Origin of the sequence: Marinifilum sp. D714 (genome assembly GCF_030851345.1) — a bacterium.
Taxonomy (GTDB): domain Bacteria; phylum Bacteroidota; class Bacteroidia; order Bacteroidales; family Marinifilaceae; genus Marinifilum.
In genome coordinates this window covers 133,081-158,448 of record NZ_JALPNU010000003.1, presented here as the reverse complement: position 1 = coordinate 158,448, position 25,368 = coordinate 133,081, and the positions used below count along the sequence as shown (strand labels likewise).

At 36.2% G+C, this 25,368-nt stretch carries 18 protein-coding genes and 1 riboswitch; of the genes, 14 read left to right on the top strand and 4 right to left on the bottom strand.

Annotated elements, in window-relative coordinates; translation table 11 throughout:
• Positions 1–11: 11 nt before the first annotated feature.
• Positions 12–734 (bottom strand): uroporphyrinogen-III synthase, encoded by a 723-nt coding sequence (locus tag M0051_RS04275; RefSeq protein WP_306740310.1) that lies wholly within the window; start codon positions 732–734, stop codon positions 12–14.
• A gap of 300 nt (positions 735–1,034) precedes the next feature.
• On the opposite strand from M0051_RS04275, the gene M0051_RS04270 reads away from it, so the two are divergent.
• The 3 genes from M0051_RS04270 to M0051_RS04260 all read left to right on the top strand — a co-directional run bounded on the left by M0051_RS04270 (position 1,035) and on the right by M0051_RS04260 (position 7,715).
• Positions 1,035–3,230, top strand: a complete 2,196-nt coding sequence (locus M0051_RS04270; protein ID WP_306740309.1) for a bifunctional (p)ppGpp synthetase/guanosine-3',5'-bis(diphosphate) 3'-pyrophosphohydrolase — start codon at positions 1,035–1,037, stop codon at positions 3,228–3,230.
• Positions 3,231–3,483: 253 nt separating this feature from the next.
• Complete coding sequence (locus M0051_RS04265; protein ID WP_306740308.1) at positions 3,484–5,247, top strand: DNA polymerase III subunit gamma/tau; 1,764 nt, start codon at positions 3,484–3,486, stop codon at positions 5,245–5,247.
• Positions 5,248–5,489: 242 nt separating this feature from the next.
• A complete protein-coding gene (locus M0051_RS04260; RefSeq protein ID WP_306740307.1) occupies positions 5,490–7,715 on the top strand; it encodes an NADP-dependent isocitrate dehydrogenase in 2,226 nt (741 codons plus the stop codon).
• A 68-nt stretch (positions 7,716–7,783) separates the two neighbouring features.
• Here M0051_RS04260 and M0051_RS04255 read toward each other — a convergent pair whose 3' ends face one another.
• Positions 7,784–8,623 (bottom strand): LysR family transcriptional regulator, encoded by an 840-nt coding sequence (locus M0051_RS04255; protein ID WP_306740306.1) that lies wholly within the window; start codon positions 8,621–8,623, stop codon positions 7,784–7,786.
• A 227-nt stretch (positions 8,624–8,850) separates the two neighbouring features.
• On the opposite strand from M0051_RS04255, the gene M0051_RS04250 reads away from it, so the two are divergent.
• The 9 genes from M0051_RS04250 to M0051_RS04210 all read left to right on the top strand — a co-directional run bounded on the left by M0051_RS04250 (position 8,851) and on the right by M0051_RS04210 (position 16,389).
• Positions 8,851–9,435 (top strand): carboxymuconolactone decarboxylase family protein, encoded by a 585-nt coding sequence (locus tag M0051_RS04250; RefSeq protein WP_306740305.1) that lies wholly within the window; start codon positions 8,851–8,853, stop codon positions 9,433–9,435.
• Between the two features lie 61 nt (positions 9,436–9,496).
• Entirely contained in the window at positions 9,497–10,168 is a 672-nt protein-coding gene (locus M0051_RS04245; RefSeq protein WP_306740304.1) for a DsbA family protein, read from the top strand.
• Between the two features lie 42 nt (positions 10,169–10,210).
• Positions 10,211–10,780: an NAD(P)H-dependent oxidoreductase gene (locus M0051_RS04240; RefSeq protein WP_306740303.1), complete on the top strand. Its 570-nt coding sequence runs from the start codon at positions 10,211–10,213 to the stop codon at positions 10,778–10,780.
• A gap of 57 nt (positions 10,781–10,837) precedes the next feature.
• Positions 10,838–11,116 (top strand): TSCPD domain-containing protein, encoded by a 279-nt coding sequence (locus tag M0051_RS04235; RefSeq protein ID WP_306740302.1) that lies wholly within the window; start codon positions 10,838–10,840, stop codon positions 11,114–11,116.
• A 122-nt stretch (positions 11,117–11,238) separates the two neighbouring features.
• Positions 11,239–11,934 (top strand): haloacid dehalogenase type II, encoded by a 696-nt coding sequence (locus tag M0051_RS04230; protein WP_306740301.1) that lies wholly within the window; start codon positions 11,239–11,241, stop codon positions 11,932–11,934.
• A 63-nt stretch (positions 11,935–11,997) separates the two neighbouring features.
• Entirely contained in the window at positions 11,998–12,639 is a 642-nt protein-coding gene (locus M0051_RS04225; RefSeq protein ID WP_306740300.1) for a peroxiredoxin-like family protein, read from the top strand.
• Positions 12,640–12,685: 46 nt separating this feature from the next.
• The gene (locus tag M0051_RS04220) at positions 12,686–13,864 is read left to right on the top strand and encodes a low temperature requirement protein A (RefSeq protein ID WP_306740299.1); all 1,179 of its coding nucleotides are present in this window, start codon (positions 12,686–12,688) and stop codon (positions 13,862–13,864) included.
• An 18-nt stretch (positions 13,865–13,882) separates the two neighbouring features.
• Positions 13,883–15,040: a radical SAM protein gene (locus tag M0051_RS04215; protein WP_306740298.1), complete on the top strand. Its 1,158-nt coding sequence runs from the start codon at positions 13,883–13,885 to the stop codon at positions 15,038–15,040.
• Between the two features lie 14 nt (positions 15,041–15,054).
• Positions 15,055–16,389, top strand: coding sequence for an aldehyde dehydrogenase (locus M0051_RS04210; RefSeq protein ID WP_306740297.1), 1,335 nt, complete (start codon positions 15,055–15,057; stop codon positions 16,387–16,389).
• 168 nt (positions 16,390–16,557) lie between these two features.
• Here M0051_RS04210 and M0051_RS04205 read toward each other — a convergent pair whose 3' ends face one another.
• Entirely contained in the window at positions 16,558–17,496 is a 939-nt protein-coding gene (locus M0051_RS04205; protein ID WP_306740296.1) for a sirohydrochlorin cobaltochelatase, read from the bottom strand.
• A 58-nt stretch (positions 17,497–17,554) separates the two neighbouring features.
• Entirely contained in the window at positions 17,555–19,810 is a 2,256-nt protein-coding gene (locus M0051_RS04200) for a TonB-dependent receptor (protein ID WP_306740295.1), read from the bottom strand.
• Positions 19,811–19,905: 95 nt separating this feature from the next.
• Positions 19,906–20,121, bottom strand: a riboswitch (cobalamin riboswitch).
• Positions 20,122–20,468: 347 nt separating this feature from the next.
• Here M0051_RS04200 and M0051_RS04195 point away from each other — a divergent pair.
• Positions 20,469–22,391 (top strand): histidine kinase, encoded by a 1,923-nt coding sequence (locus tag M0051_RS04195; protein WP_306740294.1) that lies wholly within the window; start codon positions 20,469–20,471, stop codon positions 22,389–22,391.
• A 218-nt stretch (positions 22,392–22,609) separates the two neighbouring features.
• Positions 22,610–25,312 (top strand): zinc-dependent metalloprotease, encoded by a 2,703-nt coding sequence (locus M0051_RS04190; protein ID WP_306740293.1) that lies wholly within the window; start codon positions 22,610–22,612, stop codon positions 25,310–25,312.
• The last annotated feature ends 56 nt before the right edge of the window (positions 25,313–25,368 follow it).

The following is a 25,368-nucleotide window of genomic DNA, read 5'->3' as shown; positions in this document are numbered from 1 at the left end:
AGTGTATGGTTTTAAGAATTTAAATATTCATTACAAATTTCTAGCATGGAATAAATGTTTGTCCTTTCCGACATGGCCACGTTTTCGGTGTAATCTAACAGTTTAACTGCAGTGGTATTTCCAATGGCAATACATGGAATGTCCTCTCTTAGTTGATATTTTGAGAAGAAGCTAACTACTGCACTTGGGCTACAGAAACAAATGGCATCAAACTGATCGATTTTCAAGTCTGGCTGAATTAAATGGGTAATATAGCATTCAATTTCCTGATACTTGATTTCATTTTCATTAAAAAAGTTGGCAATTGTTTTCCTGCGCATGTTTCCAGAGAAATAGAAGTACGGAATTCCCGAAGGTTCTTGCTCCAGTCTGTCAACCAAAGAAAGCGCATTGTGATTTTCGGGAACGATTACCTCAAAATTCTGCTTTCGGAGTTCATCGGCAGTTTTTTCACCAACCGCAAAACATTTTCGATATGAATAGTTCGAAATATCAGGAAATGATTTTAGCAAACTCTTAACGGAATTCTTGCTGGTAAATATCCAGGATGCATTCTCGTTTGTTTTTAGGTTTTCGATTGTTTCATTAGGTAAATTGCTTAACTCAATGTCAATGAAAGGATAATCTTCTAATGATAATCCCATTTTTTTTCCGAACTCATAATGATTATCGGTAAGTTTTCGGGTAAAGAGTATGTGCTTTGATTTGCCTTTGTCCATTAGCTGTTTATTCATATACTGAGCTAACAAATTTAAGAAATCCGAGCAGTTTTTTATACTTAATTGGCAAGAAATTAACAATGAATTGATAATGAGTTGAGACCTGCCATATCATTATTTTTTCGTAAATTCTTTGAGCATTTAAATACGTTAAAAAGTATTAATCTTCTTGTCTGTTTTTAATAGCTTTTATACTTTTATTGAGCTTTAAAAAAGCAATGGAAATAAATATTTCATAAAATATAGAAGCAGGACTTAAAAACATTTTTCGTTACTTGCCGATATGATTAAATCTCTTGATTAAGTGAGACAATTATGACAGAATTAAATAGGGAAGAAGAAGAAAGAAAGCAAATATTATTAAGATACAAACGCTTACTTAAGACCTGTAAAAACATCGTTACCAGGGCAGATATCAAGCTGGTAAGAAAAGCATTCGATTTAAGTTTACAAGATCACGAAGGTGAGAGAAGAAGTAATGGCGATCCTGCCATCTACAGGTCATTGTCGGTGGCGCAAATTGTAGTTGAAGAACTTGGACTCGGACGTACTTCGGTTATCTGTGCATTGCTTTATGATCTTGTTCAAAAAGAACAAGTTAATATCGATGAAATAAAGGGTTTATTTGGAGATAAGGTAGCTCATATTATCACCGGACTGGTTAAGGTGACAAACATCTACAATCAAAACCTGACTCAACATACCGAGAATTTCAGAAAACTTTTGCTTAGCTTCGCTGATGATGTTCGTGTGGTTCTAATCATTTTAGCGGATCGTTTGTTCCATTTGCGAAATATGGAACACAAATCAAAGGAAGAACAAATTTCTTTGGCAAAAGAAATAGAATTCTTATACATTCCATTGGCACACCGTTTGGGTATGTACAATGTGAAGTCGGATATGGAAGATTTGGCTTTGCGTTACCTTCAGCCTGATATTTATTTCGAAATTGTTCAGAAACTAAAGGATTCGGAAGAGGAGCGAGAAAAGTTTATTAACGATTTTGTAGATCCGATAAAAAAGGAACTAGACCAGTTAGGTGTAAAATATAAGGTAAAGGCCAGAACCAAGACCATTGCTTCCATTCTGCATAAGATGAAAAAGAAGCAAGTGGAGTTCGAAGAAGTATATGATATTTTTGCCATTCGTATTATTCTAAAAGCTTCTCCTAAGAAAGAAAAATCGGAATGTTGGAAAGTATACTCTGCGGTAAGTGATTTGTACAGACCAAATCCAGAGCGTTTGCGCGATTGGATTACGATTCCAAAATCGAATGGTTATGAATCATTACATACAACTGTATTAGGTCCTGATAAACGTTGGGTTGAAGTCCAGATTCGAAGCAAACGCATGAATAAAATTGCTGAGCAGGGCTTTGCAGCTCACTGGAAATATAAAGGAGATAAAGGCGATGGAGGATTGGACAATTGGTTGCAGGATATTCGTGAAGTTTTGGAGAGCCAGGAGAGTGATTCAATTGACTTGATTGATAAATTTAAAGCCGATTTATATAACAAGGAGATATATGTATTTACTCCCAAGGGGGATTTGAAACAATTGCCGGTAGGAGCTACATTATTAGATTTTGCTTATTCCATTCACTCTGATTTAGGTGGGAAATGTATTGGCGGAACTGTAAACCAAAAAAATGTTTCCATTCGTCATGAGTTGAAAAATGGAGATCAGGTTGCCATTACGACTTCCAATACACAGAAACCAAAGTCTGATTGGTTAAATTTTGTTGTTACCACTAAAGCAAAGAACAAAATTCGCCAGTCGATGAAAGAGGAAATGCTCAAGGAGGCTGATATGGGCAAGGAAACCTTGAAGCGTAGGATGAAGAATTGGAAGATAGAGTTCTGTGATGAGAATATCCGTAAGTTAATGAATGAATACAAATACAAGCTAGCAGTAGATTTGTATTATGGCATTGCTACCGAGCTTCATGATTTGTCAGAAATCAAAGATATTCTAACCAGAGAGGAAGTTGTGGTGGAAAAGACACCTGAAGAGATGCCTGACTACAAAGCAAGAACTACCCAAACAGCTGGTGAAGATGTATTAATCGTAGATCAGAACATTGCCAATGTGGATTATACGCTTTCAAAATGTTGTAATCCAATTTTTGGAGATGATATTTTCGGCTTTATTACCATTGGCAAAGGCATTCGTATTCATAGGGTTGGGTGTTCTAATGCCAAAGAAATGATGAGCAGGTATCCTTATCGTGTGGTTAAGGCCAATTGGACAGAGAAAGGTGCGGCTTCATATCAGGCTGTTCTTCATATTACTGGTGATGATGAATTGGGAATGGTTACCAATATTTCTGAGGTAATTACGAAAGATTTGCGGGTTCAGATGCGATCCATTTCGGTTGAAACCAATGCAGGAAGCTTCGAAGGAAACCTTACGGTTGTTGTATCGAATATTGAGCATTTGAATACACTAATGGTAAAACTTCGTAGAATTAAAGGTGTACATAGAGTTTCGCGTTACGATACGGTGGCTTAGATTCAGTTATCAGTTTAGATTCCGACTTGAGTTTGGATTCAAAATTGTTTAAAATATTTATAAAGACTTCTAATTATTAGGAGTCTTTGTTATTGGATATAGTGACTAATTTATTGGCTTATTGGAAATAAGAAAATGCATGAAAATCGTTTGCAAATTCTTCCCACTTTCATGATGTTTTATTTGCATTGATTCTGTATATTTGAATTTCGAAAAAAAGAAAAATCGACCTCTTTTTGGTTCAATTATATATATGGAAAATTTTATCGTTTCAGCTAGAAAATATCGTCCTTCAACGTTCTCAACTGTTGTAGGTCAGGAGTCTATTACCCTTACCTTAAAAAATGCGATCAAGAACAATCATTTGGCACATGCCTACCTGTTTTGCGGTCCTAGAGGTGTAGGTAAAACCTCTTGTGCACGTATTTTTGCCAAAACCATAAATTGTTCAAATATCTCTTCCGATTTTGAAGCATGTAACGAGTGTGAATCTTGTAAGGCTTTTAATGAGAACCGTTCATACAATATTCATGAATTGGATGCTGCTTCGAATAACTCAGTTGATGATATTCGTACCTTAATTGACCAGGTAAGAATACCACCTCAAATCGGAAGTTATAGCATATATATTATTGATGAGGTTCACATGTTATCGGCATCGGCATTTAATGCTTTCTTGAAAACATTGGAAGAGCCACCTGCTCATGCAATCTTTGTATTGGCAACAACCGAAAAGCATAAGATCTTACCAACAATTTTATCGCGTTGTCAGATTTTCGATTTTAATCGCATTAAAGTGGAAGATGCGGTGAAGCATCTTAAGAATATTGCCGAGAAAGAATCTGTTAGTATTGACGAAGAAGCTTTAAATGTAATTGGTCAGAAAGCCGATGGAGCAATGCGTGACGCGCTTTCTATTTTTGATCAGATTGTAAGTTTTTCCGGAAAAGAAATCACTTTCGAAAATGTAATTCAGAATTTAAATGTACTGGATTACGATTATTACTTCCGTATTGTTGATGCTGCATTGGAAGGAAAGGTTACTGATGTATTGGTAATGCTTAATGAGATTTTTGAGAAAGGTTTCGATGGACATCATTTTATTGGAGGCTTAAGTGCTCACATTCGCGATGTGTTGGTTGGAAAAGATGTAGCAACCATACAATTATTGGAAGTGAGTGAGAGTGTGAAACAGAAGTATGTCGATCAGTCAAAGAAATGCCCGGTGGATTTCTTGTATGAGGCGCTCACGATACTTAACCAATGTGATGTCGGATACAAATCCAGTCAGAATCCACGTTTATTAATCGAGCTAAGTTTAATTCAATTGTCCCAGATAATTGAATCAAAAAAAAAAGGAGCTAGTTTAAAAAAGAATTCCAAGAAATTATTGAGGATTGCTATTGATGGGAGAACTCTTTCTCCTACTCAAAATGTACAGAAAAGTGTGGGCAAGGTATCAACCACTGTACAGAACAATGGCAATCCTGCAAAAGCCGAATATAAGACAAGTATTGATACCGGTGTACCTAGAAATACCTATACTTCTACGGTATCGATTAAGCAAGCACTGAAATCGGGTATTCAAAAACCACAAATCGTTAGCAAAACCAACGAAAATAAAACCGAGATTTATGATACGACAGGAACTCATGCGAACACTGAGTATAGCAAAGCAGGAGTTTTCACGCAACTAAAGGAGTTTGCCCGTATCAAGAACAAGAGTGAACGTGTTAGGTTGGCATTAACAGTAAACCAGCCTGAGCTTACCGATAATAAGATTGTTTTAAAGGTGAGCAATCCACTTCAGGAAGACGATATCAATAGTGTATTGTTAGAATTACAAAATTATTTCAGGCGAATATATAACAACAATTCTATATCGGTGGAGACAGTAAAGTCAGCAACCACAAAAACCAAAAGGGTGTTTACAGATACCGACAGATATGATTATTTGTGCAAGAAAAATCCCGCTTTGGCAGTGTTAAAACAAAAATTCTCCCTCGATTTTGAATAGAAAAGCATAAATAGGTTATAAAGCATATGACATTTAGACTAAATAAGGCTCATGAATTCATTCATGGGCCTTATTTATAGCTATTTATAATTAAAGAAATAAATCGTTAAAAAATAAGCTCTTTTAAATTGGGAATTAAAAAAAATATCTATGTTTACCACAAGTTTGAATTGTGCTTAATTCTTACATAAAAGAGTTAAACAGACTATTTTTAATTTAAAACACACAAAACAACAACCAACATGGCACAGACAGCAAAGATAATCTATACCAAGATTGATGAAGCTCCAGCCTTGGCAACATATTCATTGTTGCCTATTATCAAAGCCTTTACTAAAACTTCAGGCATTGAAATTGAAACTAAAGACATTTCTTTAGCAGGTAGAATTATTGCTAATTTTCCTGAGAATTTAACTGAAGATCAGAGAATTCCTGATTATTTGGCTGAATTGGGAGAGTTGACATTAACTCCAGAGGCTAACATTATTAAGTTGCCAAACATTAGTGCTTCAATTCCTCAGTTGCAAGCTGCAATTGCTGAATTACAGGAAAAAGGGTATAACATTCCTAACTATCCTGAGGAAGCAAAAACTGCTGAAGAGAAAGAACTTCAAGCACGATTCGCAAAAGTATTGGGTAGTGCAGTAAACCCTGTGTTACGTGAAGGTAACTCAGATCGTCGCTCTGCAGCTTCTGTTAAGAAGTTCGCTCAAAAGAATCCACACAGAATGGGAGAGTGGTCTGCAGATTCTAAATCTCACGTAGCTCACATGACTGAAAAGGATTTCTATGGTTCTGAAAAATCAGTAACTATTGAGAAAGAAACCAATGTACGTATCGAGTTTGTTGACAACACAGGTGCTGCTACTGTATTAAAAGAGAAGCAGGAATTGTTAGCTGGTGAAGTTATTGATACTTCAGTAATGAATGTGAAAGCATTACGTGCATTTTACAAAAAGGAAATCGAAGCTGCTAAAGAAGAAGGACTACTTTGGTCTTTACACCTTAAAGCAACTATGATGAAAATCTCAGACCCTGAGATGTTTAAGCATGCAGTAGAAGTATTCTACGAAGAAGCTATTGCTAAGCACGCTGATACAATCAAGGAATTAGGAGTGAATTTTAACAATGGTTTGGGTGATCTTTATGCTAAGATTGAAAAATTACCAGCAGACAAGAAAGCAGAAATCGAAGCTGATATCATGGAAGTATACAAAACTCGTCCGGATATGGCTATGGTTGATTCAGATAAAGGAATTACCAACCTACATGTACCAAACAACGTAATCATCGATGCATCGATGCCAGTTGTTGTTCGTGATGGAGGTAAAATGTGGAATCCTGCAGGAGAACTTCAGGACTGTAAAGCATTAATTCCAGATAGATGTTATGCAACAATGTTCCAGGTTTGCTTCGATGATTGTAAGAAAAATGGAGCTTATGATGTAGCTACTATGGGATCTGTATCCAACGTTGGTTTGATGGCTAAAAAAGCTGAAGAGTACGGGTCACATGATAAAACTTTCTATGCACAAGGTGAAGGTACAATTCGCGTTGTAGATTTCGACGGAACTGTTTATATGGAACAAGCTGTTGAAACTGGCGACATCTTCAGAATGTGTCAGGTGAAAGATGCTCCAATTCAGGACTGGGTTAAATTGGCTGTAAATAGAGCTAAGGCAACTGGTTCTCCGGCAATTTTCTGGTTAGATGAAAATCGTGCTCATGATGCTCAGTTAATCGCTAAAGTAAACAAGTATTTAAAAGATCACGATACAGAAGGATTAGATATTCGTATTCTTGCTCCAGTTGATGCAATTACTGTATCATTGGAAAGAATCCGTAAAGGTGAAGATACTATTTCAGTAACTGGTAACGTATTGCGTGACTACTTAACTGACTTGTTCCCAATTCTTGAGCTAGGTACTTCTTCTAAAATGTTATCTATTGTTCCATTGATGAATGGTGGTGGATTGTTCGAAACTGGTGCAGGTGGATCAGCTCCTAAGCACGTACAACAGTTCGAAAAAGAAGGTCACTTACGTTGGGATTCACTTGGTGAGTTCTTGGCATTAGGTGTATCTTTCGAGCACATTGCTAACAACTTCAACAACGAGCAAGCACAGCTATTTGCTGATACTTTGGATGCTGGTGTAACTAAATTCTTGGATGAAAGAAAATCACCATCACGTAAGGTAAACGAATTGGATACTCGTGGTTCTCACTTCTACTTGGCAATGTATTGGGCTGAAGCATTAGCTGCTCAAGATAAAGATGCTGAGTTGAAAGAAAAGTTTGCTAAGGTTGCTGCTGAAATGCAAGCTAACGAAGAGAAAATCGTTAAGGAATTGAACGATGCTCAAGGTTCAGCAATGAACATTGGTGGTTATTTCATGCCAAACGATAAAATGGCTTTCGAAGCTATGCGTCCATCAGCTACATTGAATGCAATTGTAGACGCTATCTAATCATATTAGATAATATATATGAAAGGCCTTCCAAACGGAAGGCCTTTTTTTATTCCATTGATAAAAAGTTATCCAATAAAAAATTCAAGTGCCTTAGATTTGTTATCCCTTCTCCAGACAAGCACAATTTCTCTAACAAAGTCTGCATCACAAATTGGAATAAACTTAACTCCTTCAACCTCCTTTTCAGGTCGAGCCAATAATGTTATTCCTAAATCGGAGTTTACCAGCGATGCAGCAGTTTCATTGGTCTTTGCCGAGAATACCTTTTCCAGTTTAATATCTCTTTCATCCAATGTTGATTGTACTTCATTGAATAGTTTGCAATTACATCTTTCAATAAATGGCAATTGATGAATAGCCTTTAGTTCCAACTGTTCCTTATTGGCCAAAAAGTGATTCTTTGGAACGGCGATTTCTAATATCTCTTCGTACACTAATTTTTTATCGAAATTGATCGGATCGATGTGTTCATTGTCAATGAAGATGGCATCTAATTCTTGTTTTACCAATCTCTCCACCAATACGTCTCTGGCATTATCAATGATTTCCACTTTAATGTGGCCATGTAATTCCTTAAAAGATTTTAACATGGGAACAAAAGCATCACTAATCAGGTCGTCCAATACGCCTACTTTTAGTGACTTGACTTCTGAGTTTTCAAAATCAGTTTCTATGGAATTCCATAGCGATAGAAGCTGTTTGGCTTTTGGCAGAAGTGCTTCTCCATCTTTTGTAAGGCTAACATTTCGTTTGTCCCTATGAAATAGTTTGCAATCGAAGTGCTCTTCAAGCTTCTTAATACCTGCCGAAAAGGTCGATTGTACTACAAACATCTTTTCAGCGGCTTTTGTAAAGCTTTGTGTTTCTGATAAAACAACAAAGTATTTAATGAATTGAATATTCATGATCGTTATTATCGATTAATCTATCGTTTTTTTCTGTTTTGCAAATATATATAAATAATTTTACTTTGTATCGAAGATTTAGATAAAACAATGAAATAATCTATAAATACCGATTTAATACGAAAGCAATATTTCAAATTCACTGTAAAGCTAGATCTAAAACAAAATAAATTGACATGCATGTAATTATTAAATAAACAAAACTAATTCATTCAAAAATTACAATTATGAAATCAGTAACGAAACTAAGTTTGATTACAGTAATACTAAGCCTGATATTTGTTTTACCAGGGAATGCACAAGATAAAAAAATGACCAGTGAAGAAACAAGAGCTAAGATTAAAGCTGATTTTGGATTTGTTCCAAACCTTTTGGTAGAAATGTCTAAAAGTCCTGTAGCTCCATTGGTTTATACAGAGTCGGACAAAATTATGCATGCTGCATATCTAACACAAAAAGAGCAACAGGTGGTTCAATTGGCAACTTCAGTTTACAATGCTTGTGCATATTGTACCAGTATGCATTCAAAATTTTCAGAATTAAACGGAGTGTCACATGAAGATGTTCTTGCAATTAGAAAAGGTAAAAAGCTTAGCGATAAACATCTTGGAAACCTAGTATGGATTACCAATACAATTTTGGATAAGAGAGGTCACTTGAGTGAAAAAGATTTAACTAAGATTGAAAAGATGAATATTGATAGAGCACGCTTGTATGAGATTCTTGTACATGTGGGGAGAAAAACAATCGTGAATTATGCAGCTCATATTATTCATCCTGAAATTGATGATCAATTCAAGTTTGTAGAGTAATAACAAGAGTTAATGACCAGGTAAGGTCACTATTCAATAATCAGAACCTAATAAGAAGCGTATGAAGTTGTTATATTTTTCCGATCCGATGTGTTCTTGGTGTTATGGCTTTACTACGGTCATTGACAAGATTCAGGAGAATTATCCTCAGGTAGAGATAGAAATTATTCCAGGTGGATACTCCCCTGGAAACAAAGAGGTAATGTCCGAAAAATACAAAAACATGTTACAAAGAGCCTGGGCAAGCGTTAACCTGGCAAGTGGACAAGCATTCGATTATTCAATGAAGTTTGTTCATGACAAGTTTTGTTACGATACAGAACCATCTAGCAGGGCATTTCATGTTATTCAGGAATTGGTTCCTGAAAAATCCTATGAGTTTTTGAAGCTAATGCAGTCAAACTTTTATGCGGAAGGGAAAGACATTACTAAGGAAGAGATATTAGCAGATCTTGCTGAGAAGTTTGGTATAGAAAGGGAAGTTTTTATAGAGAAATTCAACTCCAAGGACATTTTTCTGAAAACCAATCAGGGATTTTTGAAAAGCAGGGAGTTAGGCGTAACAGGATTTCCAAGCTTAATTGGAGAAAAGGACAGCAGTCTTACAATGATCACACCAGGTTTTCAAGCTTTTGAAAATGTACAAAGCATTTTAAACACGTGGTTGAATGAGCAAAAGGTTGATGCAGATTCTAATGATCATTCGTGTAATAAGGGAAGCTGCAAGAGATAAAAAGACCAGAAATAAATATTGTATAAGATATAGAAATCGACGATGAAGAAAGTATTATTAATTAACGGACATGAGCCTTACGCATTTGCAGAAGGTCGCTTTAATCAAACCATGTTTGATGAGATTGAAAATCAGCTAAAAGGTAAGTTTACCATTACCAAAACCATCATTAAGGATGGATACAATCCGGAAGAGGAACAAGAGAAGTTCAAGCAAGCAGATGCTATTATATTTCAGTTTCCTATTTACTGGTTCTCAGCTCCTGCTTTAATGAAAAAGTACATTGATGAGGTATATGCTCATGGTGTGTTTTTTGGAATGGGCGAAGAAGGGAAGAAGTATGGATATGGAAACGGGATGATGAATGGAAAGAAATACATGTTCTCCATTACCGCTAACTCTCCGGCATATGCTTATAACGATACTGAGCAATTCTTTGAAGGAAAAAGTCTTGATGAATCACTGTTTCACTTGCACAAAATCAATGAATTTTGTGGAATGGAGTCCATAGAAAGTTTTGGAGCTTTTAATGTGATAAAAGAACCACAGGCAGAACAGGATCTGATTCGTTTGAAAGATCACATGACCAAAATAATTACACAATTAAACTAATTCAACATGCTTACTTGCCGTATTTCTTATGCGGCAGGCAATAAAATTTTGATACTTATGAAAAGATTAGAGTTTGATGTTTCAAATGAGGATACATGTATGAAAACATGGGTGTTTGATATTGATGAAAATGGTTCGGAACAAATTATTCGAAACCTTGATATAAAATTTACACGTCAAGGATGCATGGGGCACCCAAAGTCGATATCTGCATTGGTTAAAAACCGATCAGTCGAGTCAATAGATACAGATTTATTAGCTGAAACAACGTGCGCACGTGGCAAATCATGTGGTATGATTCTGGGTCAGTGTATTTCACAAATCAGAAATAACTAGGAAATTGAACTTGTTGCTTGCTGCAATGAATTTGTGGCGAGCAATTCTGACTTCGATGGATACCAAAAATAGGACTGTTGTTGGTTCGGTTCATTTTTTAATCATGATAAAATGGCATACAAATGAAATATACTTTGGCATTTGATATTTACGGAACACTGATCAACACTGCTGGTGTTGTTGAAATGTTAGAAGAGATGATTGGCGAAAAGGCAAAGATTTTCTCAGAAAGCTGGAGAAGTAAACAGCTTGAATACTCTTTTAGAAGGGGACTCATGAAGCAATATGAAGATTTCTCAGTATGTACAAAGGATGCGCTGGATTATTGCAATAGATTGTTTGGAACAGATTTAACGGAAAGCCAAAAAAGTGAATTAATGAATCAATATAAGGTTTTACCTGCTTTCCCGGATGTTGAGGAAGGTTTGCAAAAACTTAAAAATGCGAACCATAAATTGTATGCTTTTTCAAATGGAAGTAAAGAGGCAATAAAACAACTCCTTAGCAATGCAAATCTAACTGATTACTTTAATGGGATAGTCAGTGTTGAGGATGTGCAGATCTTTAAACCAAATCCGAATACATACGAACACTTTATGCATGAAACAGGTTCTCAAAAGTCGAATACATGGTTAATCTCAAGTAATCCTTTTGATGTAATAGGTTCCATTGCTTATGGATTTCGTTCTGTCTGGGTACAGCGTAATCCGAAAATCATATTTGATCCCTGGACAAGTGATTCGCATGGCGTGATTGAACCAAGTACAATTGTCGATAGCCTGACGGATCTATCTTCTACACTTGACAAGCAGGAATAGATGGTTCAGATTGTTTCAACATTAGAAATGGAAAGATTTATAAATACTTAAAACTAAACAAGCATGTTACAAGACAAATTGCAAGCATTTAAAAAGCAGGTGTATCAGGATATGCCGAAAGAGACAACCACCAAGTTCGACAAGCAAATTCAGGAACTAAGAGATATGAACTTTGCCAGTCAAGGATTGAAGGTTGGGGATACAATTCCCATGTTTATTTTAAACAATGCCAAAGATCAAAAAGTGAGTAGCAAGGAAATTTTGGAAAATAATCCAATAGTAATCAATTTCTACAGGGGAGGATGGTGTCCATATTGCAATTTGGAGCTAAGAGCTCTGCAGCAATTCCTGCCGGAGTTTGAGAATCTGGGTACAAAGCTAATTGCCATTTCTCCTGAAAAACCTGATAACTCAATGTCTACCGTGGAGAAGAATGAACTGAAATTTGAAGTACTGACAGACACTGATAATAAGCTGGCTCGCGACTTTGGAATTGTATTCGAATTCCCGGAATATCTTGATGAGGCCTACAATGGCTTTGGACTAGACCTAAAGAAACACAACAACAGCAAAAAGGTTGAATTGCCACTACCTGCTACTTATGTTGTAGATCAAACAGGCACCATTCGCTATGCATTTGCTGATGAGGACTACACTATGCGTGCAAACCCTGAAGATATTCTGGAAGCATTAAAAGGAATTTAATTTTCCATACATGAGAAATTGAATAATCTAACAATTACATTCAAACATGAAAATTCTACAGTATTTCAATAAAGACAGAAAAGCTACCTGGCTGGAGCTATTTTTCGATTTGGTTTTTGTCGTGGTTATTAGTAGCATAACTCATATGTTGGCTCATACTCACGATGGACACCTGGATTGGAATTACATCATTAAGTTTCCATTGGTTTTTATTCCGGTTTGGTGGCTTTGGGCAAATCATACGGTGTACTGCAATTTGTATGATACCGATAGCAAAAATCATCGTTTCGTTACCTTGATTATCATGTTTTTAATGATTGGCTTATCTGTTTTTATTGATGTAGATTTTGACAAGGTATTTTATGGATTTATTAGTTTCTTCTCAGCCATTCGAGTGATTATTGCTTTATTGTACATGAATTCTCACAAAAAGCATGAGAAGGATGAAAAGCATGCAAAAATGTTGGGGAGGGTATATTTGATAAATGCCTTGCTTGGTTTTAGTGCCATATTAATTGATCACGAAATAAAATATGTAGTGGTTTACCTGAGTATTCTACTGGATTTAATTCTACCACCTATTTTAGGCAGAAAGATGACGCACGCCAAAATTCATAGTGAGCATCTTGTTGAGCGAACAGGACTGTTAATGATTATTCTGTTGGGAGAATCTGTGATCAGTCTTTCGAATACTTTACAGGGGATTCAATGGAATACATTTAATGTTATGGCTACGATAACAGGTTTTATCCTGATTGGAGGAATTTGGTGGATTTTATTCGATTTCATTTACCTACTAACCGAGAATAAAAGCATCAAAAAAGCCTATTTGATTATTTTTCCCAATCTGTTCCTGTATATGGGACTGGCAGTTATTGCTAATCTAATCAGACATGCAATATTAAATGATTTGGAAATAGGAACATTTAGATTTTTAGCCATGGCAGGCATTGTAATTTTCTTCCTGGGTAAACAAGTTCCATACTATATCTTATTTCCTAAGATCAGAAAATACATCATCCTAAACACAGGTATTGTATTTGTACTAACAGCATCGTCTTTATTATTACCAAGACATGAGTGGATATTAATAGGCGTAACTTTAACCTTGTTCGTGTATATATTCAGCACATTTAGATATATGATCGATGAAGATATTGCTCAAAGACACATCGATAAAATGGATTCAGGTTACAAGTATCTACTATTAAAAAAATCAAAATAAACATTTAGGGGAAAACACATGAAAGTAAAAGAAGATTATAAAGGCTTTGAAGTAGGGCCAATAAGACCTCCAAGCGAAGGCGATAGCTTATTACTGCGATTAACCAGAAACTGTTCATGGAACAAGTGTACATTTTGTGGATTATACAAAGGAGAGAAATTTAGCATTCGCTCTATAGAACACGTATTTGAAGATATCGAGAATCTAAAATTATGGATTGACGCATTGTCTGAAGAGAACAAAGAAGCCAACAATTTAGCAGAACTTAAAAGAGTGGAATCTTTAAAAAAGACTGCAGGTATTCATAACGAATGGGCTTATTATTCGGCTACACAATGGTTGAAAACAGGAATGAAATCCATTTTCCTTCAGGATGCAAATACCATGATAATGAAACCAGACGATTTGGTTGATATCCTTCAAAGAGTGCGCGATTATTTTCCAAATGTTGAGCGAGTTACTTCTTATGCACGTTCTCATACCATTAACAATATCAGCGATGAAGATTTAAAACGAATAGCAGATGCAGGATTAAACCGCATACATATTGGAATGGAATCGGCTAATGACGATGTTTTAAAGATTGTTAAGAAAGGCGTTGACAAAAAAACACACATACTTGCAGGACAGAAAGTAAAAAGAGCGGGAATTGAATTGAGCGAATATTACATGCCAGGTTTAGGCGGACAGGAATATTCGGAAGGAAATGCTCTTGATACTGCCGATGCTTTAAATCAAATCAATCCTGATTTTATAAGAATTAGAACTTTGGCCTTACCAGATGATATATTATTGGTAGAAGATTATCGAAATGGAACCTTTACCAGAACCAATGATGCCATGATGGCAAAGGAACTGCAAACCATGATTAAAAATCTGGAAGGAATAGATAGTTACGTTAAAAGTGATCACATTCTGAATTTAATTGAAGAAGTAGAAGGAAGATTAGCACAAGATAAAGACAAGATGGTGAATGCCTTGCAGTGGTATTTGGATCTATCGAGAGAAGACCAGATTATATTTAGTGTGGGAAGAAGATCGGGAGTAATGAAATCCATAAAAGATTTTAATGATCCACACAGAAAAGAACGTGTGCTGAATACAATGGCCCAGTTCAATATCAATGAATCTAATGCCGATCAGACTATTGATGAATTAATGAAACGTTTTATTTAAAGAAAGAATTAGATATGATTGGAGTTTTAAAGTCGTTCGATCCAAGTAATGGCGAGCTTGTGGGAAGTGTTGAAAGCACAGCCATATCAGAAATAGAACAAATTGTAAATCGTGCTAAAAAAGCGCAGAAAGCATGGAGAATTCTAGGTGCTGATAAGCGTGTTGACCTGATTGAAAAAGCTTCACAGGAAGTTGGTTCAAAATCGGAAGAACTTGCAGTTTTACTTAGCAAAGAAATGGGAAAAGACTATCGCCGATCAACAGGCGAAGTCAATGGAGTAGCCTACGGTGCTCCATATATTGCCAACGAAGCTAAAAGAGCAATTGAACCGGAGCAAAGAAGAGGTTCAGTAATTGAATTCGATCCACTGGGAGTTGTAGCCGTAATATCGCCCTGGAACTATCCTTTGGCAATGGCTGTAAACCTTATGATTCCTGCCTTAACTGCAGGAAATACAGTAGTGTTTAAACCATCGGAAGAAACACCTTTAATTGCTCAAAAGTATGTGGAAATATTAAATAAGTATTTGCCTGAAAATGTGCTGCAAATTGTTCATGGCGACAAAGAGCAAGGACAAAAATTGGTGGATAGTGATGTCAAAATGATTGCTTTTACCGGGTCTATGGCGGCTGGAAAAGATATCATGAAACGTGCATCGGGTTCCATTAAACGTTTGGTAATGGAATTGGGCGGAAATGACCCGATGATTGTATTGCCTGATGCCAATTTGGACTCAGCGGCACGTTTTGCGGTAGGAAGTAGCTTCGAAAATGCAGGGCAGATGTGTACCTCTACGGAACGTATTTATGTACATGAAAGTATTGCAGAAGCTTTTGAAAATAGGGTAAAGGAAATTGCTTCATATTACAAAATAGGTGCTTGGGATGATAATAATGTAAATATAGGACCAATTATCAATGATACTCAGCGTAGTAAAATTATTGCTCATATTAATGATGCAGTTGATAAAGGGGCCAAATTATTATTAGGTGGTGAAAATCATCCCGAGCACTATATTGTGCCAACCGTATTAAGTGGAGTTAACAGAGAAATGTTAATGGAACACGAAGAAACATTTGGTCCAGTTGTAAGCATTAGCCGGTACAGCGATTTAGATGAAGCCATTGACCTTGCCAACGATACTATTTACGGTTTGGGTGCTGTAGTGTATGGTGGAGAAGATGCAAAAAATGTAGCCAGGCAATTAGAAGCCGGAATGGTTGGAATCAACAGTGGTGTTGGTGGTGGAGATGCTCCTTGGGTAGGAGCCAAGCAAAGTGGTTTTGGATACCATGGAACAGAGAATGGGCATCGCCAGTTTGCACAAGTAAAAGTTCTTAGTAACTAAATAAAATAAGATTTTAACTGCAAGCATGTTGCTTATATTTGATTTAAAATGTGAAATCCGAAAGACTACCTTATCACGAGGTAGTCTTTTTTCTGCAAAGGCCACAAAAAAAGGCAGAAAATAAATTTCTGCCTTTGATTTTAAATAAAATATGATGTTGGCAGTAGTTTATTCAGCATCTTCAAGGTGGTCCATCCAGATTTTGTTAATCTCGTTGTAATCGCCTAAACCTTTCATTACAGTATTAACAGTGTAACCTTTTCCTTCTAATCTTTCTTTCCAAGATTGTTCTGCAGGATCAGTTTCACCAGTGTTACCATTCATATCGTTATTTGCATGATCACCAGCAATAGACATTAATGGCGTAATGGTAACTTTGGTCGTTTTTGGAGAAAGTTTATCCAATTCAGTTAGAATACCACCAATTGAAGTTTTTCCAGCATCAAAACCTATACCTTCAACAGTACCCACAAAGAAGTTAGCATTGATTTTTTGAAGCTCATTTTGAAGTTTTAAATACTGAGCATCCGCTGCATGTGGAGTACCGTGTCCCATTAACAATACTGGACCTTCAGTAATTTCAGTAGCAAATTTAGCAGCCATAATTTCAGCAACAGCTTTAATATCGGCATCACTATCCAATAAAGGACGACCAATTTTTACTTCGACTCCTTCATATTTAGCTTTAAATACTACAATTGCTTCTTTCATCTCGTCAAATTCTTCACCAGGAATAACATGTAAAGATTGTACTTCGAATTTAGAAAAGCCATCCTTTACCATGATTTCCAAAGCTTCCTGAGGCGTGTCATTGTCGATAATTTGTCCTTTTAAAGAACCTTCTCCATTTCCCTGACGCAATTTGTTGATAATGATATCGGAGGTGTAACCCCATTTAATGGTTTCACCGGCAAATCGTTTTTTTGCAGCATTATCGATGTTCTTGAATGTCTCTTGTGGATCTGGGAATGAAGATCCAAAAGTTACCAATAGGATACCTTCTTTGTCACCTAAAGTGTTCTTGTCGTCATTGTCGTCATCACTACAACCAGTGAATACCATTGCTAATGCGCACAAAGCGATAGCTGATCTTTTGATTAAATTCATTTTGTCTTGTGTTTTTGTTAATTTGATTTTATTAATAAATCCCCAAAGGGATTTTAGCTTATTTGCTAAAGTTTACATTCAACCCTACAAAGATTGTTCTTCCCGGATTTAAGGTTCCGTAATGTGAACCATATGGTCTGTCATCTACATAATCGAACAGGTTGTCGATTCCTGCAGTGATTCGAATTTTGTAGTTTTCCCATTTGTTAATGCTTAGGTTCGAAGAGAGTTTCCAAACTTGGTAAGCATCTGCATAACTTCTCTCCAAATCTTCTTCCAAATAGAAACGATCTGATTTGTAAACGCCAGATAGACTAATATTTAGTTTCTTCTTGTTCCATCTTTCTGTCCAGGATAATTTCCAGGTTGCACTGTGTTCTGATATGCCATTTAATCTGATATCCTGTGTTAGGTTTTTTGCACTTACGTAGCTGTAACTTCCGTTGAATCGCAATTGAGAAAATATAGGGAAACTAAAGTGCCAATCAGCACCAATGGTTCTTGCATCGTCTATATTGTAACGCTTTTTTGTTTCCTCAATTCCTCTTCGTGCATGGTCGTATGTTGTAGGAATAATTTTATAATCAATTTTGTCGTAGATTCTGTTCAGGTAAATATTTAGGCCCGTTTTAAACTTGTTGGCCTTAAATTCACTTGATAATGAAAAGTAATGTGATTTCTGAGCTTTCAAGTCTTCATTGCCAAGATATAGGCGATACATGCCCATGCGGTTGCTTTCGTAGTAATAGTATAATTCTTTTAAAGTAGGACTTTTAAAGCCATTAGAGTAGGTAAATCTATGGGTGAATTTAGATTCTTTGTACATCATGCTTAGTTTTGGCGTTACCGAAATTCCGGTTTTATCATGATACAAGGTTCTAAGACCAGCAACCAAATCTAATTTTTTACTTAGCTTCATTTCATCCTGAACATACAAGGAGTAAGTGTAGGCATTAACTTTAGGTGTGGTTAACCTGTATTCCGCTTCTAGGTATTCGCCTCTAAGCACAGTTCCAAAGCTTAGTTTGTTCTTGTGGTTGATGTTAAAAACCCCTTTTACCTGCGAAATTACATTTACCACATCTGAGTTTTTAAATCGATCACCCGGATAATAGGTCTTCTTGATTACATCGGTACTTGTAATGTAGGTTTCGTTGTATTTGTAAGGATATTCCTTGTAGTACAAGTAGTTGTTTACATCAAAATTAAAGCTTAGGAAATTTTTATTTTTCAATTTGTATTTGCCTCCTAGCGAAACAGCCCTGTTGTTGTAGTAGTAGTTATGCATTTGCGCTCTGAATGGGAGGTACAGTGTTTTTTCGTACCACGACAAATCCATATTCAAACTTAACTTCTGGTTTACCTCATACTCTAAAAACTGGCTAATGGTATAAGCTTTACTTTTATTTGCAGGTTTATAGTAGGTATGAACCAAAAATGGCAAATCGTGATTGGAATCCCATTTGTTATTAAACTTCATGGAATTTAACTGGTATCCAGCTTTTTGCTTGTAGTTAAAAGTAGTTTTGCCAGATAGTTTCCCTTCACTAAAAGTGAAAGAGTTCAGCTGTTTGAAATCTCCGTAAGCACCCAGGCGGGAACTACTGCTTGCAGATCGTTTCCCTTTTACTTTTTTGGTGATGATATTGATTACTCCGGCTATGGCATCGGATCCGTATAGGGTAGAGGAAGCACCTTTTACTACTTCTATTTGCTCAATGTCTGCTGAGTTAATTCTGTTTAAATCAGCATATCCGCCTACACCTCCAGTTAATCTTTTGCCATTCAAAAGGATCAATACATAGTCTTTGCCCAAACCATTAATTTTGATATTGGAACCCATCGAACTGGTAGTGTAGTCAATAGAAGAGGAGATACCCGAAATGATTTCTTCTACATTTCGGCCCGATATGTCAGCAATGTCCTCTTTGGTAATGATTTCTGTTTGAACTGGTACATTATCAATCTTATAATGTGTACCTGTACCTGTAACAACGATAGGAGAAATGGTAAAAGATTTTGGTTGCAGTCCAATATTGAAATTTTTGGAAGTGTTTACATCAATTTCCTGGCAGAACTTCTCGTAGCCAAGAACCGAAACGCAAAGACTGTATTTGCCTTTGGCTATATTGGTTAATGCGTACTGCCCACCATCTTGGGTACTTGCCGTATTTAAACTATCTAGGTAGACGTAAGCAAAATCAATTCCCTCTCTGGTGTTTTTGTTGTACACCTTGCCACTAAGGCTAAAATTTTGTGAGAATGCAGAGAAACATACTGCCTGCATTAACAACATACAAAAAATCTTATGCATAGTAAAAATATACTAATGCATTCCTGGAATATGTGAGGTAAATGAAATCAGAAAATATACTCAAATCATCATTAACTTCTTTTCCCGGAAGCAATAATTAAACAATATCTCCTGGCAGGTTTCCTGACTTTCCCGATTCTCAACTCCTTCCCATCCCTATAGGACAGTGGATTTTGACTGTTGAGAACGAATTAATATCTATGGATATTAACGAGATTTACAGTAGCGGGTACTGTTCCGGATTTACACCGGATTCCCTTTTAACTCCACTTGCTGAATGCAAATAGAGCACCAAAAGCTTTGCAAATGTATTCTTTTTTATTGATTATAAAATGATGGGAATCGCTTTTGTTGTATGTTAATTAACAGGTTTAAATTCGAAAAATATTTATCGCATAATAAGTTTTTGTTAATCAACATCTTTCAGCAATATATTAATTGTCAGTTTGGTTGAGGGTGAATTGTTTATTCTGATATGATCACATGTTAGCTGTCTAATTTTGAAGCCTTTTAATGTTCTTATTTATAAAATTTATCAAAACTTATTTCTAATTCATTCTAAATATTACTTTTGTACTCTATTTTTTGAAATGGTAGAATTTCATATTTGTAAATGTTTGTTTGTTAGTAAGTTTTGTGCATAAAAAATCTGTAATTAATGAATTTTCGTAACAAATCCATCATCTTTATAGGAGCAGTTATCATTTTGGCATTTGGAGTGGTAGCATATTTGATTGGGGATAAAATGACCATTACTGCCCGTAAAATGAGCGTGGATCTGGCTTTATCGAAAGCACAAAATAGTTTTTTGATTGTAAAAAGAGAGCTGGATGAAAGCATTTTGCGTACAAAAATGCTGGCCGAATCGATAGAAGAGACTATCGATATGAACACGGAGGAATCCGCACTAATTAATAATGCGCTAATCACCAAACTGAAGTTGAGAAATGAAATTAATGCAGTTTGGTACATTCCTATTGATTCTTTGAATAGAAAAAATGATCAGATAGATACTTCTTTTTACCAATCTGATTTGAATCAAATACATGCCCAATTGTCGATTCAATTTCTACAAAGTAAAATTGAGAACATATCTGTCCCTTATCAGGGATCCGATGATCGTTTAATAAGTTCTATTTTGGTTGCGGTTGAACGTAGGAATCGTATTATTGGAGTGTTGGGTGCCGATTTGGATCTGTATCGATTTCAGCAACATTTTTACGATAATGAAGATTTGGGAAGAGCCTATGTAAGTATTATTTCCGAACAAGGATTCTGTATATCACATCCCGAGGAAAGTTTTATTGGCAAAAGTATTGATTATTTGAATGATGCAGATGGCATACGAGAGGTGTTGGCAAGTGGTAAAAAAATGCACAACGAAGTTCATTCCCAATTCCTTCAAGTACCTGTTATTAGGGTATATCAGCCTGTTAATATTGGCGAAACCAATACCAATTGGCTCATTACGGTAAGTGTGCCACTTTTCAACGTAAAAGAATCGGTGCAAGCCACAAGAAATTCAACCATATTAATTGGATTGGTCCTGGCTCTTTTGTTGATGGTTTTTCTTTATTTTTCTCAGCGTCGTTGGCTTTATGAATCAACCAAAAGGAGAAGAGCAGAAAGAAGACACATGAACGAGGTAAGTAAATTATCTTCCATTATGGAGAGTACCGATCAAATTATGATTTTTTCGGTGGGAAGAGATTACAGGTATACAAGTTTTAATTCGGTGCATAAAGAGGAGGTTCTTAAATTTGAAAACGAACTAATAAAAGAGGGGAAGAATATTTTAGATGCGTACTATGGAGATTTTCGCATCGAAATGAAAAAGTACTTGGATAGAGCATTGGGAGGAGAGCATTTCTTGGTAGAATATCAGCGTAATGGAATAGATTACCAGCAGATATTCAATGCCATATCCGATGCAGAAGGTAAGGTTGTCGGCGTGGCAAGTTTTAAACTGGATATCAGTGAAACTTTACAATTGAGAAAAAAAGCACAGGAGGAAGAAGAGGAGAAGGTTAAGGCTCAGTTAAAGAATATCAAAAATCAAATTAATCCCCATTTCCTATTCAATTCCTTAAACTCACTGTATGCCCTTGTAGATGGGGAGCCTAAATTGGCTCGTAAGTTCATTGTGAATTTGTCAAAGGTATACCGATATCTGCTCGACAGTAACAACAGTAATTTGATTCAACTGAAACAGGAAATGGATTTTATAAAGCAATACGTCTTTTTACAAAGAATACGTTTTGGAGAAAATTTAATTCTGAACTATGATATTCCTGAGGATGCAATGCAATATAAACTGCCATCTGTAAGTATTCAATCATTGGTTGAAAATGCCATTAAACACAATGTTATTACCAGCGATAAGCCACTTACCATTCGAATAAAGATTACTGATGACAATTGTCTTTTGGTTGAGAATCCTTATCAACCACGTACCGATTTAAATCATTCTCCGGGAACAGGATTGAAAAATCTTGATGCTTTATACTCTTTCCTTGGCGATAGAAAGCCGTATTACGGCATTGAGAAGGAACATTTTATTGCAATCTTGCCTCTGTTTTAGCAAAGCTCTCTATTGCCTGCAATCCATTCATACCATTTTTTTTGTCTTTCACTCCCCAATATTTCGGATTCACTCCTTTCTTTTTCCTTGTGAGTTTGAAATAATTCACTTTTGTTCCCAATTCTTGCTTTGAGCTGCCATAGCAGTAGCAATAATGAATGCAAAACAACAAATATGAGGAGATTATTAATTGATCTCTTTGAAACAAATCATTATAAATGAATTTAAATACAATTACACCTACTAAGTCGATTGGGAAGCTGATGATAATGGCTTGCATTCTGGGGGGTATGCATGCTAATTCTTTAGCATCAGAAATCCATTCGACTTCTCCTGAAGAAGGAATCTTTAATTTTTGGAAAAAGAAGAAAAAAGAAACAAAAGTAGATTCAACCACAAGCAGTAAATCTAAATCTGATTTAAAAGCTTTTGAAGAAGTAATCACTTCGGATGCCGACACAAAAAAGGGTGTCATTAACATCCACCGTGTAAAGAAGGATTACTATTTCGAAATTGCAGATTCTTTAATAGGACGTGATTTCCTTTTGGTGAACAAGATTTCAAAGGTTCCTTCTCAGGTGAACGAATTGGGTTTGAACAAAGGGATCAACTACCAAAACCTTTTAATTCGTTTTGAAGCGGATACTCTGGAAGAGAAAATTTGGGTAAAAACTTACCATCCATATTACGAAGGAAAAGAAGGGGATGCAATTACTCAATCGGTAAAAGACAATTACATTCCTTCAATCAGAGAAGCTTTCGATTTGGCTTGCATCGGAAAAGATTCTACATCCTATGTTTTTAAAGTAAACAAAGTATTTGATGGATCGGAAAAGAGTTTGAATGATTTATTTGGAGTTTTGGGAATGCCTGGTAGTGCCATTAAGTCATTGTCTAAGATTAATGCAGCCAAAAGTTTTCCTGAAAATGTGATCATGAAATCACTTTTGACCACTAAGGCGGAAGGGATTACTGTTTCGATAGAGGTGACTTCTAATATTGTACTCTTGGCTGCAGAACCAATGAAGCCTCGTTTTGCAGACAGAAGAATCGGTTACTTTACTACCAAGCATTTCTATTATAAGGATGATCAGCAAGCTGTAGAGAATCGTGAATTTGTGAACCGTTGGAGACTGGAGCCTAAAAAAGAGGATGTTGAAAAGTATTTGGCTGGTGAATTGGTAGAACCTAAAAAGCAAATTGTATACTATATCGATCCATCAACTCCACCACAATGGAGACAAGCCATTAAAGATGGAATTACAGATTGGCAAGCAGCTTTCGAACAAGCGGGTTTCAAGAATGCCATTATCGCAAAGGATGCACCTGTAGATGATCCTGATTTTGATGGTGATGATGTTCGTTTCTCAATGATTACCTATGCAGCATCAAGCCAGGCGAATGCCATGGGACCATCTGTTGTGGATCCACGTTCGGGTGAAATTATTGAAGCGGATGTAATTTGGTGGCACAATGTAATGACCGCTCTTCATTCATGGATTAGAATTCAGACTGGAAGCATTGATCCCAAAGCAAGAGATAACAAATTTACAGATGAACACATGGCTCATGCCATTCGTTTTGTTTCTTCTCACGAAATTGGTCACACACTTGGATTGATGCACAATATGGGAGCATCCTATGCTTTCCCGGTGGATTCATTAAGATCGAAGTCTTTTACCCAAAGAATGGGAGGAACCGCACCATCGATCATGGATTATGCACGTTTCAATTACGTGGCTCAGCCTAAAGATGGCGTAAAAAATATCACTCCACAAATTGGGGTGTACGATAAATATGCCATTGCATGGGCATACCGTTGGATCGATAAGAATACACCTTGGGATGAGTTGCAAGTATTGGGCAATATGATCCGCAAACATGAAAATGATCCTTTGTACCATTACGGACCTCAGCAAAGTGGAAAGAATACTATTGACCCTTCGGCACAAAGTGAAGACTTGGGTGACAACTCAATGAAAGCAAGTCGTTATGGATTGAAAAATTTGAAGCGAATTGTTCCTGAAGTAGAAAAATGGACCTATGAAGAAGGTGTAAGCTACGAGAAGGCTGGGAAGATGATGATGGGAGTTATCGGGCAATGGTTTACCTACGCCAATCATGTAATTGCAAACATTGGTGGTATCTATTTGGATCAGCCTGTTTATGGTGAAAACAAAGCAGCTTATGCTCATGTTGAAAAAGCCAAGCAAAAGGATGCCGTTCAATACATCATCGATGAAGTAGTGAAAAATCCAGAATGGATTACCAATGCTGAGATCTACAAAAAAACATATCCAATTCGAGAATCAGTTATCGGAAACATTGAGTACGCTCCAACAACGCTTTTCAGAGATTTAAATTCTCAGCTTTTCTTTTCAATCCTAAAAGATGAGCGTTTGCAAAGAATGTTGCAAAACGAAGCGATGAATGGTAGAAAAGCTTACACGGTAACTGAAATGATTAGAGATCTACACAATGGTGTTTTTGCCAAAACCATTAAGCGACAAAAGTTAGATGTCTTTACTCGTCAAATGCAGAAGAATTTTGTGGATAACCTGATCATTACCCACAACAAAACCATGGTAAAGACTACCAAGAAATCACTACATGATCATCACAATCATTGTGGTTGCGGGCATCACAGTCGCATGCCAATGCTTTGTGATTATGCAGTGAAAAGTAAGAAGATGTTTGATTCGGGCAGTGAAATAGAGGATATGGAAAGTAAATATGCCGACAGAAATATTTTCTATGCCACGAGCAACAGGGTATCAGATGTGGTATCGGTGAAACGAGGAGAGCTGATGAGAATCCGAGATCTACTTAGAAATAGATTAACAATTTATGATGAAGCTACCAAGTTTCATTATCAAGATTTACTTCTTCGAATTGAAGAAGCGCTTAATATACATCTATAATTAGTTAGTGCAGGTTGGGAGAATTTACCTTCTCCTTACCTGTTTTTTCGTATAAT